Annotated in this window: 11 protein-coding genes; 8 read left to right on the top strand and 3 right to left on the bottom strand. The window is 63.7% G+C overall.

Features of this window, described 5'->3' with window-relative positions:
* Window positions 1-30: 30 nt before the first annotated feature.
* Entirely contained in the window at window positions 31-1,263 is a 1,233-nt protein-coding gene (locus tag LJY25_RS16605) for an exonuclease SbcCD subunit D C-terminal domain-containing protein (protein WP_227609544.1), read from the bottom strand.
* Window positions 1,264-1,394: 131 nt separating this feature from the next.
* Window positions 1,395-2,765: an MBL fold metallo-hydrolase gene (locus tag LJY25_RS16600; protein ID WP_227609542.1), complete on the bottom strand. Its 1,371-nt coding sequence runs from the start codon at window positions 2,763-2,765 to the stop codon at window positions 1,395-1,397.
* Window positions 2,766-3,119: 354 nt separating this feature from the next.
* Here LJY25_RS16600 and LJY25_RS16595 point away from each other — a divergent pair, with 354 nt between their 5' ends.
* Both LJY25_RS16595 and LJY25_RS16590 read left to right on the top strand, forming a co-directional pair.
* The gene (locus LJY25_RS16595; protein ID WP_227609540.1) at window positions 3,120-4,430 is read left to right on the top strand and encodes a YCF48-related protein; all 1,311 of its coding nucleotides are present in this window, start codon (window positions 3,120-3,122) and stop codon (window positions 4,428-4,430) included.
* Window positions 4,431-4,821: 391 nt separating this feature from the next.
* Window positions 4,822-6,405 (top strand): amino acid permease, encoded by a 1,584-nt coding sequence (locus LJY25_RS16590; RefSeq protein ID WP_227609539.1) that lies wholly within the window; start codon window positions 4,822-4,824, stop codon window positions 6,403-6,405.
* A 91-nt stretch (window positions 6,406-6,496) separates the two neighbouring features.
* Here LJY25_RS16590 and LJY25_RS16585 read toward each other — a convergent pair whose 3' ends face one another.
* Entirely contained in the window at window positions 6,497-6,709 is a 213-nt protein-coding gene (locus LJY25_RS16585) for a hypervirulence associated TUDOR domain-containing protein (RefSeq protein WP_227609537.1), read from the bottom strand.
* Window positions 6,710-6,890: 181 nt separating this feature from the next.
* Between LJY25_RS16585 and LJY25_RS16580 the strand changes: the two genes are divergently transcribed.
* The 6 genes from LJY25_RS16580 to LJY25_RS16555 all read left to right on the top strand — a co-directional run bounded on the left by LJY25_RS16580 (window position 6,891) and on the right by LJY25_RS16555 (window position 18,660).
* Entirely contained in the window at window positions 6,891-10,019 is a 3,129-nt protein-coding gene (locus LJY25_RS16580; RefSeq protein WP_227609535.1) for an amidohydrolase family protein, read from the top strand.
* A 221-nt stretch (window positions 10,020-10,240) separates the two neighbouring features.
* Complete coding sequence (locus tag LJY25_RS16575; RefSeq protein ID WP_227609534.1) at window positions 10,241-11,551, top strand: amidohydrolase family protein; 1,311 nt, start codon at window positions 10,241-10,243, stop codon at window positions 11,549-11,551.
* Between the two features lie 58 nt (window positions 11,552-11,609).
* Window positions 11,610-13,496, top strand: coding sequence for a tetratricopeptide repeat protein (locus LJY25_RS16570; protein WP_227609532.1), 1,887 nt, complete (start codon window positions 11,610-11,612; stop codon window positions 13,494-13,496).
* A gap of 95 nt (window positions 13,497-13,591) precedes the next feature.
* On the top strand, window positions 13,592-15,610 hold the full coding sequence (locus LJY25_RS16565; protein ID WP_227609531.1) for a tetratricopeptide repeat-containing sensor histidine kinase: 2,019 nt from the start codon (window positions 13,592-13,594) through the stop codon (window positions 15,608-15,610).
* Window positions 15,611-15,839: 229 nt separating this feature from the next.
* Window positions 15,840-16,514: a response regulator gene (locus LJY25_RS16560; protein ID WP_227609529.1), complete on the top strand. Its 675-nt coding sequence runs from the start codon at window positions 15,840-15,842 to the stop codon at window positions 16,512-16,514.
* Between the two features lie 124 nt (window positions 16,515-16,638).
* Entirely contained in the window at window positions 16,639-18,660 is a 2,022-nt protein-coding gene (locus LJY25_RS16555; protein ID WP_227609527.1) for an RICIN domain-containing protein, read from the top strand.
* Window positions 18,661-18,716 lie beyond the last annotated feature (56 nt).

Genomic DNA, 18,716 nt, shown 5'->3' with positions numbered 1-18,716 from the left:
GCGGGCCGAAGCCGGGAAAAAAGGCTTGGTCTACTGGGTGGCCAGCAATTCGTCGAACGTGCGCAAAAGCTGTTCCCGGGCGGCGGGCTCCAGCGCCTGGGCATCAAGCAGCTGCTCGAACACCAGCTGGGGCGAAAGCTCATCGAGGTGAGGGCCGGCGGGCGCTTCGGGCGTGGCGGCAGCGGCTTCTTCCACCTGCTCGCGCAGGGGGCGGGGGCCGGCTACCACCCGCACCTGCCCGCTGGTGTTCTGCCAGGCTTCCCGCACCCGGTCCTGCACTTCCGACCAGGGCAAACCCGGCAGCACCGCCACCTCGGCCCAGGCTTCGTGCTGAAAGCCGGTGTTGTCGTAGGTGCTCAGCTGTTCAAGCACCGACTCCAGGGAACCGCGGAACCGCACCAGGCGCCGCTCGCAGGGCACGGTCAGGGCCTGTACCTCGGGGCAGCCCGGGCCGTCGAAGGTGAGCAGCATAACCTGCTGGGGGTGGTCGGTTTCGGAAAACGACAGCGGAATAGGGGAGCCGGAGTAGCGGATATGGGGCCGCTGCCCTACTACCTGAGGGCGGTGCAGGTGGCCCAGGGCCACATAGTCGAAGCAGGCCGGGAAAGCGTCGGCGGTAATCTGGCCCAGCGCGCCGATGCTGAGGGGCCGCTCGGTGGAGGCGTCGTTGTCGCCGCAGCCGGCGGCAAACAGGTGGCCGGTGGCCAGCACCGGCACACCCACCTCCCGGTAGTGGCCCAGCAGGTCGGCCAGGCGCTGGTAGTGGGCGGCAATGCCGTTGCGGAGCCGGGCCTCCCGCTCCTCGGTTGATTCGCCGGATATGAGGTGGCGCACGTCGGCATCGCGCAGAAAGGGCACCGCGGCCACGACGAGCCTGGGCTCAGCGGCATCGGAGGGAAGGGTCAGGCACTGATCTTCAAAGCGGCCGGGCACCCCGCCCACCACGTGCACGCGCAGCTCCCGGAGCAGGGTTGCCGAGGCGTTCAGCGTATCGGCCGAGTCGTGGTTGCCGCCCACGATGACCACGTCGTGGCAGGTGGCGGAGGCGCGCAGGCGGGCCAGGAACTGGTAATACAGCTTGCGGGCGGCCGCGGGCGGGTTGCCCGTGTCGAATACGTCGCCGGCCACGACAAGCACGTCAACAAACTCCGCCTCAATGGTTTCGAGCAGCCAGTCGAGAAAGCAGCGGTGCTCGTCGAGCCGGTCGTAGCCATGCTGGAAGCGTTGGCCCAGGTGCCAGTCGGCCGTGTGTAAAACGCGCATGGGAGAGTTTAGAGTAAGCCGGAATCAACTTCTAAGCTAAGGCTTTTAGCTTCGGCCAACAAAAATAAGCCGTTTTAGCCAGCTCCTGCTAACTAAAACGGCTTATAAAATGGTTCGGCCGGGCCGTAATGCTAGTGCACCGCCTGCTTCTGAAACTCGGTGATGGCGTCGCTCAGATCGTAGATTTCAACTCCGGGCAGGACAGCTTCGAGGATGCTGCTGCCGGCCGCCGAGCGGTAGCCGCCGGCGCAGTGCACCAGAATGGGCTTGTCAGTGGGCACTTCCCCGGCCCGCTCCCGCAGCTCGGGCAGCGGAATCACCAGGGCATTGGCAAAGACGGGCTGCTTGGCTTCGGTGTAGTTCCGGATATCAACGATGGTGAAGTCCTCGGGCCGGTCCCGCACGTGCTCCACATCGGCCACGGGGCTGGTTGCCTTCAGCTCCCGCGGGGTCAGCAGGGCGCCTTTGATGTTCAGCTCGTAGCCGATTTTGGCGGCTTTGCGAATAACGGTATCGAGGGCAATCTGGGTGTCGGCAATCAGGTAGAAAGCTTCCCGGGGACCGATAACCGAGCCGAGCCAGGTTTCAAACTTGCCCCCGTCCTGCAGGTTGATGGCGCCGGGCAGGTGACCCTGCTTGAACTCGGCCTGGGGCCGGGTATCGATAACGGGAATTTCGGCGGCCAGCAGGGCGTCGGGCTGCAGGCGGGGCACCGACCGGATGCTGTCCTCGAACGGCTGGGCGCCCATCTTGTTGAGCTGCACATCGTGGCCGAAGTACTTGGGCACGAAGGGCTGGTCTTCGAGCAGCACCCGGATAAACTCCGCCTCGCTCATGGGCTGGAGGGCGTAGTTGGTTTTCACCTCCTTGCCGATGGTGCTGTCGAGGTCGATGCTGGTGGTTTTGCCGCACAGGGACCCGGGGCCGTGGGCCGGGTACACCCGGGTGGTTGGCGGCAGCGACATCAGCTTGTTGCGGGTGCTGTGGTAGAGCTGGGCGGCCAGCTCCTCGCGCCGGTGCCCGCCCACCATTTCTTCCTCGCGCAGGTCGGGGCGGCCGACGTCGCCCACGAACAGCGTGTCGCCGGTGAAGACGGCCCGGGTCTGGGCCGCGTCGTCGAGGAGCAGGATGGAAATGCTGTCGGGCGAGTGGCCCGGGGTGTTAAGGGCGTGCAGCTCGATGTTGCCGAGCGTGATGCGGTTGCCGTCGTCGAAGGGCTGGTGCGGGTACAGTGCCTTTACCAGGCGGCTGCAGTAGATGGTGGCCCCGGTTTCGCGGGCTATTTCGAGGTGGGACGAAACGAAGTCGGCGTGGGGGTGAGTCTCGATGATGGCGATGATATCCGCCTCGTGCTCATCGGCAAAGTCATAGTAGGGTTGAGGGTCGCGGCCCGGATCAATCAAAACGATTTCCTCGTTGCTGCGGATAGCATAGCTGGCGTGGGAAAGGCCCTTATCGTAGAACTGCTGGATCTGAAAGGGCTGACTAGGGAGGGGACTCATGGTGGTAGGTTGTAGTGGAGCCCGGGCCGGCGCACCGGTAGGGCGTAGGTCAAATATAGAAAACCACTCCGGAAAGACGGAGTTAGACCGGATAAAAGTATGCGAACAAACCAAGGACGGTCGGGCCTAGCTGAACCTTTCTTTCCGGGGAACGGGCGGTGTTCGATTGATGGGGAAATACGGCTTTTGCAACCCAGATGCCGGGCTTTCATGGTGGCTCGTCCTGACCGGTAAACCGGCGGGCGACTTCTAAGTTCAGTGGCCGGTACTGCGGCGGTGCGATGCCCCGGTGCTTCGTGAAGTTCTCCTGCGTCAGAGAATAGATATTTTCGGGTCGATAAGTATATTCCAGGCATGCATAAGCAAATTACTCTCCTGCTGGTGGTCCTGCTAGGTTCCACCCTAACGCAGGCTCAGGTCCCGTGGGCTCCCGTAACCACACCACCCTGGACCGCCTTCCCGAATCAGCTCCGCACGGTAAGCAACCTGCAGCTGCCCGCTGCGGGCGTCGTGTGGGGCCAGATGTTCGAGTCTCAAAGCGCGGGAAATTTTCAGAACTACGTGTTTACGACCCTTAATGAGGGGCAAACCTGGCAAACTGAGTATCTGGGCGGAGGCAACGCGGACCCGGCCGGTAGCGGTACCATCATAACGGATGTCTGGGCGCTGGACGGCAGCCGGGCCTGGGCGCTGCTTCAAAATGCCCAGACGCGGCAGAGTCGGCTGGTGCGCACCACCACTGGCATTGCGGGCTTCGTCCCGGGCTCTGCACCCACGGCTACCTTTATGCGCTTTGTCCGCTTTTTCGATGCCGTTACCGGTGTGCTGATTCGTTGGGACCCCAACATGTCGGACAAGCAGGTGTACCGCACCACTGATGGCGGTGCCACCTGGCAGGGCCCGCAGACGCTGCCGGTGCCTAACACAGATCAGGTGCTAAACTGCGTCCGCTTGGACGACCACCTGTGGCTTGGTACGCGGCTTGGGTGGGTGCTGCACTCGGCCGACCGCGGCCTGACCTGGTCGGCGGCGGCAGTAGGGGCAAGCAGCCCGCCACAACTGCTCAGCTTTCGGAATGACCGAAATGGAGTGATTCTGACGAGTTCGGGGCAGGTACTGCGCACTGCCGACGGCGGCACTACCTGGGCTCCGGTTACAACCTCCGGGCCAATCCATCGGGCTGATCTGACTGCTGTGCCTGGGTCGACGGGCTCGTATATATCAGTGGGGCAGCCCGGTGGCAACGACCAGATTGGCTCCAGCATCTCGACCGACGATGGCACGACATGGCGGCCACTGGAAACTAGCACGGCGCATTCCCAGCTTGCCATAACCGCCACGGGTCGGGCCTGGACGGCGTCGCCCGCCCGCGGCTTGCTGAACCGGTTCACCGGCGCGGCGCTGGGGAGCAAACAGGCCCAAAGCCAACCGCTGCTCGGTTTGTATCCCAACCCCGCCAGTGATGTTGTCTGGCTGCCTGCTTCGGCCCAGCTTCGAGAAGTGGCCTTCTACGACGCAACGGGTCGGCTGCGGCAGCGCGTGTGGCTGCGGCCAGGAATGGACAAGCTCGACGTACAGGCGCTGTCGCCGGGCCTATACCAGGTGGTAGCTCTTGAGCCAGACGGGCGCCAGTTCCATGGCCGATTGGTGTTGCGCCAACCATAGTCTTGCGGATGGGTTCCGGTGTGCCCAGAAATCAGCTTGGGGCAAAGCCACTTCTTTCTGGCTGCTTGCTTAACAAACGCCGGCAACCAAGGGACTCATGGAACCGACAGTTCCGGCTGCTTGACCAGATAAAACGGTAGCGGAAGTTACTTTCGATAAAGCCACGCCTTTAAGCAAAAATTGAAAAACAGGGCTGGTCTGCTTGCAAAAGTTGCCAGCGCCATGCGGCAGGGAGAGTAAGATTGACAAAAGAGCAGGCCGGTGTGCAACCCTGGTTGCTAGTCGGGCTCTTTTGGAGCAGGAATGCCGATTATCGTCTATATTCGGGCCCCCCGAAGCGCTTTTTCGGGATGCCTCGGCTTCATCTTTCGTTCTACCCCTTACCGCTTCTATGGCAAACATCTTCGCCAAAAAACCGCTGGCCCAACTGCTGGGCGAAGCAAACTCCTCTGGCCACGGCACGCTGAAACGCACGCTGGGCGCTCTGAACCTGATGGCGCTGGGTATTGGTGCTATCATTGGCGCCGGCCTGTTTGTGCGCACGGCTGCTGCGGCTGCCCAAACCTCGGGTCCGGGCGTGACGCTGGCCTTCGTCGTGGCCGCTATCGGCTGCGCCTTCGCGGGCCTGTGCTACGCCGAGTTTGCCGCCATGATTCCCATTGCCGGCTCGGCCTACACCTATGCCTACACCACCATGGGCGAGTTCGTGGCCTGGGTTATCGGCTGGGCGCTCATTATGGAGTACGCCCTGGGCGCCGCCACGGTGGCCATTGCCTGGAGCGAATACCTGAACAAGCTCCTGGAAGTCTTTGGCACCAGCATACCCTATAGTCTGAGCCACTCGCCCTTCGAAAGCTCGGTGGTGGACGGCATCACCCAGCAGGGCTTCATCAACCTGCCGGCCCTGCTGATTATCGTAGTGCTTTCCCTGCTGCTGATCAAGGGCACGCAGGAGTCCGCCATCTTCAACGCCGTTATCGTGGTGGTGAAAGTCGCCATCGTGTTGATTTTCATTGCGGTAGGCTGGCAGTTTATCAACCACGCCAACCACACGCCCTACCTGATTCCCGACAACGCCGAGCCCGTCAAGAACGCGGCTGGCGCCATCGTGCGGGAGTACACCGGCTGGAACAAGCACGGCTGGGGCGGCATTCTGGGCGGCGCGGGCATCGTATTCTTTGCCTTTATCGGCTTCGACGCCGTGAGCACCGCCGCGCAGGAAGCCAAGAACCCCAAGCGCGACATGCCCATCGGTATCCTCGGCTCCCTGGCCATCTGTACGGTTCTTTACATCCTGTTCGGCCACGTGCTGACGGGCGTTGCCAACTGGCGCGAGTTTGCTGACCCGGCCCTGGGCGGTGAGGCATCCGTGACATATGCAATTGCGGCGCACATGCCGGGCTACGAGTGGCTGGCTACGGCCGTTACGGTGGCTATCCTGGCTGGTTTCTCCTCGGTTATTCTGGTGATGCTGATGGGCCAGAGCCGGGTGTTCTTCTCGATGGCCAACGACGGGCTGATGCCCAAGGCTTTCTCCGAGCTGCACCCCAAGTTCCGCACGCCCTACAAGTCAAACCTGGCCCTGCTGGTGTTCGTGGGCTTGTTCGCGGCCTTCGTACCCGGCTCCCTGGCCGGCGACCTGACTTCCTTCGGCACGCTGCTGGCCTTCGTGCTGGTATCGGCCGGGGTGTGGATTATGCGCAAGTCGGATCCCGCCCAGCACCGTCCGTTCCGGGCCCCGCTCTCGTCGCCCTCGTTTCCCTTCGTGCCGCTGATGGGCATGCTGGTGTGCACGGCCATGATTGTAGGCCTGGACGCCGATACGCTGAAGCTGGCCGTTATTTGGATGCTGCTTGGGTTCGTCGTCTACTTCGTTTACGGCAAGCGCAACTCCAAGCTGCAGCAGGGCATCGTCGTGATTCCCACCGAAATGGAAGAGCAGGCCTTTATCGAGCCCGATAAAGACAACCTGTAAACTCCTTATTCTTTGAAAACGGCCCCGCTGAGCTTTTCAGCGGGGCCGTTTTGCTTTTAAGCGGAGCGCAGACGGGGCAGGGCCGGCTGCGCTATTTGGTTACTTCCTTCACCTCACTTTTCAGTTTGATGACCCGGTCGCCATTGTCCTGCACGATGACGAAGGCAGGGTTGTCGGCCGTGCCGTTGCGGGTGATGTCGTGCCCCTTGAGCTTGCGGGTAACGGACTCCTTGTGCGTTTCCTCAATCTTGCCGGTGGCCGTGCCAGTGCCGTACTTCCAGGATACTTTGGTGCCTTTGCGCATAGCGGTGAAGAGAAATTAAAACAGGATATTATTTATAACTGTGGTGCTTTCGAAAAAGTTGGCTCCGCACGCCGGGTTCGGCAGTTTGCCAACCCGATTCTTTGAATACCTTTGAAAACGCCCACCGCTCCAACTTGACTCCCGGAGCCGGTCGGCCTTTCCTTAAATTGTCTTCTTCCTGATGCTCTTTTCTCTTCGCCGGCTGGGCCTCGGGGCGCTGCTGCTCGGCAGTGCCGCCGCCTATGCCCAGCCCAGCACCTTTCCGCGCAACGGCGTCTATGACCAGCGCCCGGGCGTGTTTGCCTTCACCCACGCCACTATCTTCACCGACTACAAAACCCGGCTTACCGACGCCACCCTGCTCATCCGGGACGGGCGGGTAGAGGCCGTGGGCACTGGCATTAAGATTCCGGCCGGGGCCGTGGTGCAGGACCTGAAGGGCAAGTTCATTTACCCCGGCTTCGTAGACCTGTACACCAGCTACGGCCTGCCCGTGCAGCCGCCCGCCGCCCGACAGGGCCGCCGCAGCGGGCCGCAGTTTGAAAGCCAGAAAACCGGTGCTTACAGCTGGAACCAGGCCGTGCACCCCGAGGTAAATGCCGCCGAGGTGTTTCGCCTCAACGACGAGCAGGCCGCGGCCTACCGTAAGCTGGGCTTCGGGGCGGTGCTCACCCACCAGCCCGACGGTATTGCCCGCGGCACGGCCGCCCTGGTGACGCTCAACACCCAGCGCCGGGAAAACGAGGTGGTGCTGCTCGACCGCGCCGCCGCCGCTTTTTCCTTTGACAAAGGCACCAGCACCCAGGACTATCCCAGCTCGCTGATGGGCAGCATCTCCCTGCTGCGCCAGACGTTTCTGGATGCCGATTGGAACCAGCGAAACCCCTCCCGGGAGCAGAATCTGTCGTTGCGGGCGTTTAGCCAGCAGCGCAGCCTGCCCCAGATCTTCGAGGTGCGCGACAAGCTCTCCGCGCTGCGCGCCGACCGGGTGGGCGACGAGTTCGGGGTGCAGTACATCCTGAAAGGCCGGGGCGACGAGTACCAGCGCCTGCCCGACATCCAAGCCACCAAGGCCCCGCTGATTCTGAGCCTGAACTTCCCCGACGCCTACAACGTGGACGACGTATACGACGCCTCCCGCCTGCGGCTGGAAGAGCTGAAGCACTGGGAGATGGCGCCGGCCAACGCCGCCATGCTGGCCAGGGCCGGCGTGCCCTTCGCCATCAGCGCCGCCGACCTTAAAGACAAAAAGAAATTCCTGCCCAACCTGCGCAAAGCCATTGCCCACGGTCTGTCGGAAGAAGCGGCGCTGCAGGCTTTGACTGCCACGCCCGCCCTGCTACTGAAGGTTCAGAACCAGGTTGGCGGGCTGAAGCCCGGCATGCAGGCCAACTTCCTGGTGTGCTCCACCCGCCTGTTTGCCGACGACAATGTGCTGCTCGACAACTGGGTGCAGGGCGAGCGGTACCAGCTCAGCGAGCTGCCCACCGACTACCGGGGCGTGTACACGCTGAAAATCGGGGCCCAGCCCGAGATGCGCATGATGGTGGCCGGCAACGCCGCCGCCCCCGAGCTGCGTCTGGCCTTAGCCCCCGGCGACACCGTGCGCGGCTCCATGACGGTGAATGGCGAGCTGGCAACCATCGTGTACAACCCAAAGGATAAGGTGCCCGCCGCCGGCCGCAAGCCGCAAGCTCCGGCTGCTACGCCTACACCCAATAACGGACAACTAACAACCAACAACCAACAATCCGGCTCCATCCGCCTCACCGGCTACTACACCGCCGAGGGCCGGGTATTTCAGGGCGACGGAATGCTGCCCGACGCGAGCACCGTAAAGTGGCGGGCTGTACGGCAGGAGCAGGCCAGCCTGGCCGCCAAGCGCGACTCGGTGAAAACGCCTGCACCGGTGCAGCTGGGCCAGGTACTGTACCCGTTTGCGGCCTACGGCCGCCCGGCGGTGCCGGCTCAGCAGACGGTACTCATCAAGAATGCCACGGTGTGGACCTCGGAGGCGGCCGGTAAGCTTGAAAACACCGATGTGCTGCTCCAGAACGGCAAAATCGCCAAAATCGGCCGCAACCTGAGCTTGCCCTCCGGGGCCCGCTCCATCGATGGTACCGGCAAGCACCTCACGCCCGGCATCATCGACGAGCACTCCCACATCGCCATTTCCGAGGGTGTCAACGAAGGTACCCAGGCCGTGACGTCCGAAGTGCGGGTGAGCGACGTGGTGGACCCCGAGGACGTGGACATCTACCGCGACCTGGCCGGGGGCGTAGTGGCCGCGCAGCTGCTGCACGGCTCGGCCAACCCCATCGGCGGGCAGTCGGCGCTGATCAAGCTGCGCTGGGGCATGAGCGCCGAGCAGATGAAAATCCAGGGCGCTCCGGGCTTTATCAAGTTTGCCCTGGGCGAAAATGTAAAGCAAAGCAACTGGGGTGAGCTGAACGTGCTGCGCTTTCCGCAGACGCGGATGGGCGTGGAGCAGGTGTTCGTGGATGCCTTCACCCGGGCCCGCGAGTACGAGCAGCAGTGGAAAGCCTGGAACAAGCTCAGCAAGGGCAAGCAAAAGAAAGGGGAGGCCCCGCGCCGGGACCTGGAGCTGGAGGCCCTGGTGGAAATCCTGAACAACCAGCGCTTTATCACCTGCCACAGCTACGTGCAAAGCGAAATCAACATGTTGCTGAACGTGGCCGACAAGATGGGCTTCAAGGTGAATACCTTCACGCACATTCTGGAAGGCTACAAGGTGGCCGACCGGATGAAGGCCCACGGCGCCAATGCCAGCACGTTCTCCGACTGGTGGGCCTACAAAAACGAGGTGCGCGACGCCATTCCTTACAACGCCGCCATCATGCACGACGCCGGCCTGAACGTGGCCATCAACTCCGACGACGCCGAGATGAGCCGCCGCCTCAACCAGGAAGCCGCCAAAACGGTGAAGTACGGCGGGCTGTCGGAAGAGGAAGCCCTCAAGCTGGTCACCATTAACCCGGCCCGGATGCTTCACCTCGACAAGAACATGGGCAGCATCAAGGAAGGCAAGGACGCCGACGTGGTTTTGTGGTCTGACAACCCGCTGAGCGTGTACGCCCACGCCGAGCGCACCTTCGTGGACGGCCGCCTGCTGTTCGACATCGAAACCGACCGGCAGCTGCGCCTTGCCATCCGCCAGGAGCAGCTCCGCCTTGTGCAGAAAATGCTCGACGCCAAGAAAGGCGGCGCCCCCACCCAGAACCCCACCGCCAAGCCCACCGGCCACTTCCACTGCGACACGGTAGGCGAGGAAAAGGATCTGGATAAGTAGGGTATTTCAAGCTGTTAGCTCTATTACTGTTCTAGCAGCCTGAGCTTGCGAAGAACCTTCTTATATCAGAACGACAAGTCTGACAACGACTCGCTTAAACCTGATAAGGGCCTTTGGCAAGTTCAGGCCGACAACCTCATCGAAAGATGACCTAAAAGACAAAACGCATGCGTTCCGCATCTTCCTCTTTCCTTCAGAAGCTGAAAGCTACAAGCCAACAGATGTTAGCTATCAGCTTCATAGCAGCTATCAGCCTGTTAACCGCCACGCCGGCCCTGGCCCAGGTTCCCAAGCCGGCCCCGGCCCAGAGCAAGCCGATCCTGCTCCTGGGTGGTACCCTGCACGTGGGCAACGGCACCGTCATTTCCGACGCGGCCGTGGCCTTCGACAAGGGCCGCATCACCTATGCCGGTGCCCAGAGCGGGTTCAGCCAGGATAGGGGCGCCTACGAGGTGGTGGACGTGAAAGGCCAGGAAATCTACCCCGGCCTGATCTTGCCCAATACCACCATCGGCCTCACGGAGGTAGACGCCATCCGGGCCACCGTGGACGAAGCCGAAGTAGGCACGCTCAACCCGAACGTCCGCTCCCTGATTGCCTATAACACAGACTCCGATATCATTCCTACCGTGCGTACCAACGGCGTGCTGCTGGCCCAGGTCACGCCCCGGGGCGGCATGCTCTCGGGCCAGAGCAGCGTAGTGCAGCTCGACGCCTGGAACTGGCAGGACGCCGTGGTCCGTGCCGACGAAGGCCTGCACCTCAACTGGCCGGCCATGGTTCTGCGCCTGAACCCGGCCGAGGATGCTTCGGTAACCGAGAAGCGGGAGCTGGCCCGCCAGGCCCAGCTGCGCGACCTGGAGCAGCTGCTTGGTGAGGCCGCCGCCTACCGTGCCCAGCCCGCCGGGCGCCGCGAAAACCTACGCCTGTCTTCCCTGGGCGGGCTGTTCGACGGCTCCAAGACCCTGTTTGTACATGTCGACTACGGCAAGGAAATCGTGGAGAGCGTGCGGTTTGCTAAGCGCCTGGGCGTGAAGAATGTTGCCGTGGTGGGTGCGCGCGACGCCTGGATGATGCTCGACTTTCTGAAGCAGAACGACATTGCTGTGGTGGTGTCGCGCATTCACGCCCTGCCCCGCCGCCCTGAAGACGACTACGACCTGCCCTACAAGCTGCCCTTCCTGCTCCAGCAGGCCGGCGTGCGGTTCTGCCTTGACTACCAGGGCGACCAGGAAGTACCCGGCTCCCGCAACCTGGCCTTTATTGCCGGCACCGCCGCCGGGCATGGCCTCACCAAAGAGCAGGCCCTGACGGCCGTCACGCTCACGCCCGCCCGCATCCTGGGGCTCGACAAAGATTACGGCTCCCTCGAAACCGGCAAGAGCGCCACGCTGGTCGTGAGCAGCGGCGACCTGCTCGACATGCGTACCAACAACGTCACCCACGCCTACATCGACGGCCGCGCCTTTAGTCGGGAAAACAAGCAAACCTACCTGCGCGACAAGTTCCGGAGCCGGTACGACCTGAAGTAGGAGGGCACCAATAAGCAGCAGGATTTTTCCCTCCCCCGAAAGATTTCTATCTTAGAGGGTGCAAAAGTCTCTACTGCTTGCGTTTCTGCTTTTTATCACCGCCTTGCCCTCGGTCCGGGCCCAGGGCCCGAGTGCCCGGGCCGACAGCCTGCAGCGCCTGCTACGGGTAACGGGGCAGGATACCAACCGGGTGCTGCTGCTGATTCAGCTGGCCTGGGACCGGACTGACGACAACCCGCTGGCCGCGGTCCGCTACGGCGAGCAAAGCCTGACCCTGGCCCGGCAGCTCGGGTTCCGGCAGGGGGAGTGCAAGTCGCTGCTGATGCTGGGCTGGGCGTTTATGCGCACGGGCAACTACCCCACGGCCTTGCAGACCCAACTCCAGGCCCGCCGGCTGGCCGAGAAGATTTCCTACCCGGACGGCATCATCCATGCCGATAACGCCATCGGCTATGCCTACTCCGAGCAGGGCAACTACCGGATGGGGCTGCGCTACTACTTTCGGGCTAAAAAGCTGGCAGAGGACCGGCAGAACTATATTCTGCTGACGCCCATCCTGGGCAACATCGGCAACGCCTACCTGCAGGCCGGCAAGCTCGACTCCGCCTTGCTCTATACCAGGCAGGGTTACGACTACGACCTGCGCTACCACGACCGGCACAGCGAAATCGGCGACTTATCGTTGCTCGGCGACGTTGAGGCCCGGCGGGGCAACCACGCAGCGGCGGATGAGTACTACCGCCGCTCGATTGCCCGGGCCCAGGGAATGCCGGTTTCCTACGCCCTTTGCCGCTCGTATCTGGGCCTGGCCCAACTGGCCCGTACCCGGCAGGAGCCCGAGCTGGCTTTGGCTTACGGCCGGCAGGCGCTGGAAGCCAGCCGCCGCGGGCGCTACGCCAAAGGCGTGTTTGAAGCCAGCGGCTACCTGGCCGAAATTCACGCCGCCCGTGGCAACAGCGACGAGGCCTACCGGTTTCTGGCCGTGGCCGCCGCCACCCGCGACAGTCTGTTCAGTCAAACCAAAGTGGCCCAGGTTCAGGCCCTGAGTTTCAGTGAGCAGCTGCGGCAGCAGGAGCTGGCCGAAGAAGGCGCCCTGGCCGCGGCCGAGCGCCGGCAGAACATTCTGCTGGCGGCCCTGGTGCTGGCTACGCTGCTGGGCGGGCTGACGTACCTGCTGCTCAGTCGCCGCCATCTGCGTCGGGAAGTGGAGTTTGCCCAGCAGCTGCAACAGCTGCAGCAGCAGCGGGCCGCTGCCGTGCTCGAAGCAGAGTCGGCGGAGCGGCGCCGGATCGGGCTGGACCTGCACGATGGGGTAGGGCAGCTGCTGTCGGCCGCCAAGATGCAGATCGGGGCCCTGCGCGAGGAGCTTGGCAACCTGAGTACGCCCGAGCAGGACCACCGCTTCCGCGAGACGATGGACATCGTGGATGAGTCGGTGCGGGAGGTACGCAGCATCTCGCACAACCTGATGCCCAATGCCCTGATCAAGCGCGGACTGGTGCGGGCCGTGCAGGAGTTTCTGGACAAGATTCGCCAGCCCGCCCGCCTGCGCATTCACCTGGAAACAATCGGGCTGGAGCAGCGCCTGCCGGCAGCGGTAGAGGTCGTGCTGTACCGCATCATTCAGGAGCTGGTGCAGAACATCATCAAGCACGCCCGCGCCACCGAGCTTACCCTGCAGCTGATCCGCCACGAGGGCGAGGTCACGGTGCTGGTGGAAGACAACGGCGTGGGCTTTGAGGTGCAGGATGCCGAGCACCCGCCCGAGGCCGGAATCGGGCTTCGCAATATTGCCTCCCGCGTGGCTTACCTGCGCGGGCGCTTCAACGTGGACTCCCGGCCCGGGCGGGGCACCACCATTTCCGTGGAAGTGCCGATCTACCCTGAGCCCGAGACGATAAGTGCAGGTCAGTCGGCCGGCGCACACGACGGGGCCCTGTACTAAGGGCCGGGTTAGGCGGCCCGGCCCGAAAGCAATACCTTGCACGCCACGGGCATGCGTTGCTGGCCCGGCCTTCTTTCCTTCTGTCTTTTAACTGGATGCGTCGTCTGTCAGCTCTTCCGTACCGGGGTGCCGGAGCTCTGCTGCTGGGTATGCTGCTGGCGCCAGCCCCTGGCCGGGCCCAGTCAAACCCCCGCCTCGACTCCCTGGAGGCCGTGCTGCCCCGGCAGGCCGCGCCCGACTCCATCCGCCTTCAGACGCTAAATGAGCTGGTCTGGGAACACCGCAACTCCAACCCCGTCCGCTCCCTGACCCTGGCTGCGGAAGCCCTGGAGCTGGGCCGGCGCCTGAATTCCCGGAAAGGACAGGCCAAAACCTACATCCTGCGCGGCATCATCCATGCCACCAGTGGGCGCTTCACCGAGTCCATTGCCGACTTCGAGGCCTGCCGCCGGATCCGGGCCGAGCTGGGCGACTGGCAGGGCGTGGCCGGGGCCATCAACAACATCGGCGAAGCCCAGATGGGGCAGGGCCGCTACCCCGAAGCCGTGGCTACCTACGTGCGGGCCCTGCGGCTCGAAGAAAAGTACGGTACCCCCGAGCGGATTGCCGCCGACCTGGCCAACCTGGGCACAGTGAACTATCAGATGGGCCGCTACCGGGAGGCGTTGCGCTACCACCTGCGGTACCTGCGTCTGCCCGGCCGCCAGCCCGACGCCCACAACGACGCGCTGGCCTTTAACCTCGCCGGTCAGGACTTTCTCCGCCTTAATCAGCCCGATTCGGCGCTGTCGATGTTCCGGCGGGCCCTGGCCCGCAGCAAGGGGCACGCCGATCAGCGCAACGAGGCCCAGGCCCTGAGCAACCTCGGCGGCCTGTTTCAGACCCAGGGCCGACTGGTAGAAGCCACCGACAGCTACCAGCAAAGCCTGCGCCTGCAGACCCGCCTCGACGACCAGCCCGGCCGGGCCGCCAGCCTCACGGCCCTCGCCGACCTGGAACTGGCTCAAAACCGTCCGGGCCCGGCGCTAAGCCTGTATCAGCAGGCCCTGGTCGTGGCCCGGCGCATCAGGGCCCGGGAGCCGCTGCGGGCTGCGTATCAGGGGCTGGCCACTGCCTATGCCCGCCTGGGCAACTACCCCGCTGCCTACGCCCAGCAACAGCTGGCGGCCACTACCAAAGACTCGTTGCTCAGCGAAGCCAGCACCCGCCAGATTACGGAGATGCAGACCCGCTACGAAACCGAGCGGAAGGAAGCGGAAAACCGGCTTCTTCAGCAGCAGCAGCAGGTAAACCGCTTGCAGCTCAGCCAGCAGCAGCAGCTGGTGCAGCGGCGCAACTGGCAGCTGCTGGGCGGAGGGCTGGCCCTGCTGCTGCTCAGCGGCCTGGCTTATCTGCTGTATAGCCGGCAGCGCCTGCGCACGAAAGTAACCCAGGAGCAGGACCGGCAGCTGCAGGAGCGGGCCCGGGCCAAAGCTGTGCTTCAGGCCGAGGAAAACGAGCGGCGCCGGGTAGGCTCCGACCTGCACGACGGGGTCGGGCAGCTCTTGTCGGCAGCCAAGATGAACCTCTCGGCCCTGGAGCAGCGCCTGACCCTGCCGGCCGAGGACCGGCTGCTGCTCACCAATGCCCTGGACATCGTGGATGAGTCGGTGCGGGAAGTGCGCAGCATCTCGCACAACCTGATGCCCAATGCCCTGATCAAGCAGGGACTGGCTCAGGCGGTGCGCGACTTCCTGCACAAAATCAGTCCGGCCGACAGCCGCCTCCGGATTCAGGTCGAGGTATTCGGACTCGATCAGCAGCGGCTGGACGCGACCCTGGAAAACGTGCTGTTCCGGGTGATTCAGGAGCTGGTGCAGAACATTATCAAGCACGCCCGCGCCACCGAGCTTACCCTGCAGCTGATTCGCCACGAGGATATGCTCAGCGTGCTGGTGGAAGACAACGGCGTGGGCTTCAGCCCGGGCTCCACGGCCGATGACGGAGGCATTGGCCTGCAGAATGTGGAGTCGCGTATGGCGTACCTGGGCGGCCGCGCCCTGTTCGACTCCACGCCCGGCCGGGGCACCACCGTGACGCTGGAAGTGCCGCTGCGCTCCGGTCCGGAAGCCTGATCCGGGGCCGGTAGTTGCCGGCTGCGCGGGCACCGGGGCAGTCCCTGTTTCCTGGCGCTGCGTTTCTCCCGCTAGTCTGGAAACTGCATAGAACAATTCTTATTTTTCATACTCCCCCAATATACCAGTACCTTGCGGTCCTGATTAACAAGGGGCTGACGTGGTGGTCAGCCAACCCTTTTGACCGCACTCCTGCTTTGGAACCCGCTGCGGTCAAAATCTGCTCGCCATGCCCGAATCTTCCGCCGACGTCCGCATCCAGGTTTTGCTGGTCGATGACCATCAGATGGTGATTGAAGGCATTAAAACCCTGCTCAAGAACGAGGCCGACATCCGGGTGGTGGCCCAGGCCAACTCCGGCCCCGAAGCCCTGCGCCGCCTGCGCGACCATCCGCAGGTGCAAGTGGCCATCTTCGACCTGAACATGCCCCAGATGACCGGCGTGGAGCTGACCCGGGCCGTACGCGATGCGTATCCGCAGGTGCGCATCATCGCCCTGAGCATGTTTCACGACCACACCTCCATTACCGAAGTGCTGGAAGCCGGTGGAGCCGGCTACCTGCTCAAGAACACCAGCAAGCAGGAGCTGGGCGACGCCATCCGCCGGGTGGCGGCGGGCCAGACGTACTTCAGCCCCGAGGTGGGCTCTACGCTGCTGCAGAACCTGAACGTGCCCGCCAACCGGGACCGGAGCGGGGAGGACCGCCCGGTGGAGCTGACGGCCCGGGAGCGGGAGATTCTGCAGCTCATTGCCCAGGAGTATTCCAACCAGCACATTGCCGAAACGCTCTTCATCAGTGAGCGGACCGTGGAAACCCACCGCAAAAACATCCTGACCAAAACCAACTCCAAATCCGTGGTAGGCCTGATTCAGTATGCGCTGCGCCATAAGCTCATCAGCTAGGCGGTTGGGCACTAACCCATTAGGCATGCGCGTTAGTCGGGCCGCCCATGCCCGCCGGAGCTTGAAGCTGCGTGACAGGGTAGATTTCGGCTAACTTGCGCCCCCGACCATCCGTTCTGCCTGCATGCGTTATTTCCCGCGGCACCTGTTGCTGCTTTTGCTTCTGGCACTTACCGTAGGCCCGGCCTGGGCCCAGCAGACTGCTCCCGCTCCCGATCCTGGGGTCTACTATGGCATCGTGGCCCGGGGCAGTGGCCGCTCCCTCGACATCACCGGCTCATCGGCCGAGGCCGGGGCGGTGGCCGTGCAGTGGGAGTTCACGCACTCGCCCAGCCAGCAGTGGCGCTTTGTCCGCATCAATGCCGGCAGCGAGTATTACCGCATTGAGGGCCGGCACAGCGGCAAGTGCCTGACGGTAGACAAGCCCGACGAAAACGCCCCGCTCGTGCAGCGCCCCTTTACCGGTAGTCTGTACCAGCAGTGGAAGCTCGTGGCCGCCGGCCCCACCGGTACGGTGCAGCTCGTGAGCCGGGGCAACGAAAAGTGCCTGTCGCTGCTGGCCTCCGACAAAGCCAACGGTACCGCTATTGTAAACCAGCGGCCCATGAACCGCGCCACCCAGCAGTGGCGGCTTTTCCCGCTGCGCCTGAGCGTGGACCCCGCGCAGGGCGGGTTCGGGCCGGCGGAGCCCCTGACGGCCCTGAACACGCCCGGCAACGAGCTGCAGCCCGTGCTGAGCCCCGACGGCAAAACCCTGTACCTGGCCCGCACGAAATTCACCGGCAACCTGGAAGGCAACACCGACTCGGGCGACATCTGGGTGAGTACGTCCGTGGACGAGGGCGTCACCTGGGGCCCCGCCACCCGTCTCGACGCCCTGAATACCCCGCAGAACAACGGCGTAATGGCCATTACCGGCGACAAAGGCCAGCACCTGCTCGTGCGCGGCACCTATGAGCGCGACGGCACCTTCCGCGACGAGGGCGTCTCGCGCGTGGCCCGCAGCCTGGGTCGCAACGACCGGCCCGAGCGGCTGCCTATCACCAGCTACTACTCGGCCGGCACGTCCACGGGCTTTTTCCAGTCGGCCGATGAGAAGGTGCTGCTCTTGTCCCTGGACCGGGCCGATGCTTACGGGGCCAACGATTTGTACGTGAGTCTGCCCGGCGCCGGGGGCTGGAGTGAGCCCCGGAACCTGGGCGGCACGCTGAATTCCCCCGGCTTTGAGTTTGCGCCCTGGCTGGCTCCCGACGGTAAAACGCTGTACTTCTCGTCCTACGGTCACGCCGGCTACGGCTCCTCCGACATCTTCGTCAGCACCCGCCTCGACGACACCTGGATTAACTGGACCACGCCCCGCAACCTGGGGCCCACGCTCAACGGCCCCGGCTTCGATGCCTACTTCACGCTCAGCGCCGACGGCCGGCAGGCCTATTTTGCCTCGGCCCGCACGGCCAACGGTCCTGCCGACCTGTTCCGCACTGCCTCCCGCGCTCCGGTGGCCGATACGGTTAAAAAACCGGCTATCAGCCCCGAGCTGGCCCGCCGACAGCTGCTGACCGGGCAGGTAGTGGACGCCAAAACGCAAAAGGGGGTAACTGCCGTCGTGAAAGCCAACCGCCTGGGCAACGAAATGGTATTCAATGCTTCGGCCACGACGGATGCCTCCGGCTCGTTTCAGTTCACTCTTCCTCCCGGCCGCTACCGGCTGGCGGCCACCAGTGGCGGCTTTCTCACCGCTACCGACACTGTGGTAATGAGCGGCCCGGTTAACCGTACGCTGACGCTGGTGCCAGCCAGCGTAGGAGCCCGGCTGGAACTGCCTACGCTCATCTTTGCCCAGGGCAAGTTCAACCTGCTGCCTGCCTCGTATGGGGAACTGAACCGCCTGGCCCGCACCCTGACGGACAACCCGACGGTAAACATCCGCCTCGAAGGCCACACCGACAACCAGGGCGACGCCGCGCTTAACCAGAAGCTGTCCGAAGACCGGGTAGCCGAGGTGAAGCGCTACCTCGTGAGCCGGGGCGTGGCCGAAGCGCGCATCACGACGGTCGGCTTCGGCGGCTCGAAGCCCCGTTCCAGCAACGAGCGGGAGGAAACCCGCAAGCTCAACCGCCGGGTAGAGTTTACGATTGTGAAATAGGGTCTTGGTTAGTGGGGTCTTCGGATCCTGGATTTTAGGATTTAGATTTCCGGCGT

Source organism: Hymenobacter translucens, from assembly GCF_020685205.1.
In the GTDB taxonomy this organism is placed as follows: Bacteria; Bacteroidota; Bacteroidia; order Cytophagales; family Hymenobacteraceae; genus Hymenobacter; species Hymenobacter translucens.
Note: the sequence above shows the minus strand (reverse complement) of the source record. Positions and strands in the feature narration are given on the sequence as shown.